This window comes from bacterium (assembly GCA_024226335.1).
In the GTDB taxonomy this organism is placed as follows: Bacteria; Myxococcota_A; UBA9160; order SZUA-336; family SZUA-336; genus JAAELY01.
This window is the reverse complement of the sequence record JAAELY010000505.1, coordinates 1-655: the sequence shown is the minus strand read 5'-3', so window position 1 is coordinate 655 and position 655 is coordinate 1. Positions and strand designations below refer to the sequence as shown.

The 655-nt window shown below is 64.9% G+C and carries 1 protein-coding gene; it reads right to left on the bottom strand.

Features of this window, described 5'->3' with window-relative positions:
- Nucleotides 1-503 (bottom strand): group II intron reverse transcriptase/maturase (locus GY725_24740; protein MCP4007402.1); only part of this gene is annotated, 503 nt, incomplete at its 3' end.
- Nucleotides 504-655: the final 152 nt, after the last annotated feature.

Genomic DNA, 655 nt, shown 5'->3' with positions numbered 1-655 from the left:
CCTACGACCTGGGCGAACACACGCTGGACGATCTTGTCTTCCAGTGCGGGTTTCCCGATGGGCCGCATGCGCCCATCCCCTTTGGGGATGTAAGTCCGCTCCACCGGCAGGGGCTTGTACGCTCCACGCATCAGCCGCCCGGCGAGGTCCGTGAGGTTCGCCCACAGATTCTCCCCGTACTGCTGCCACGTCACCCGGTCGACCCCTGGCGCACCCGAGCGGTTCAGCTCGAAGTACACCTCGTGGAGTCGGTTCAGGTTATAGACGTGGTGCCAGAGCGCGGTGAACCGCTCACTCCGTCTCTCTGTCGCTACCTGCCGTATCCGCCTCAGCTTCGACGTCAAAGCTTTCCGGCTCTGTGTCCGGGTTTGGGGAGGCTGACGCGGATTCCCCTTGGCCAGACCCCTTCCCTCCACCTTCTCCGCCGCCGCGGGCGCACCCGTGGCTTTGTTCGACGGCTTCCTCGGTACTATGGGCCTGTCCGACTGCCCACGCTCGTGCATCGTTGTCGTATCCTCTCGGTTTTCAACGCGGACCCTGGGGCCATCCCCCAGGGCCGATTGTGGGCTCTCCCGGTTCCCGTGCAGAATGCTTGAGTACGCGCATGGGTTCTCCGACCGCGCCGGGCCCAGCCACAACTCGCGATAGCGCTGTG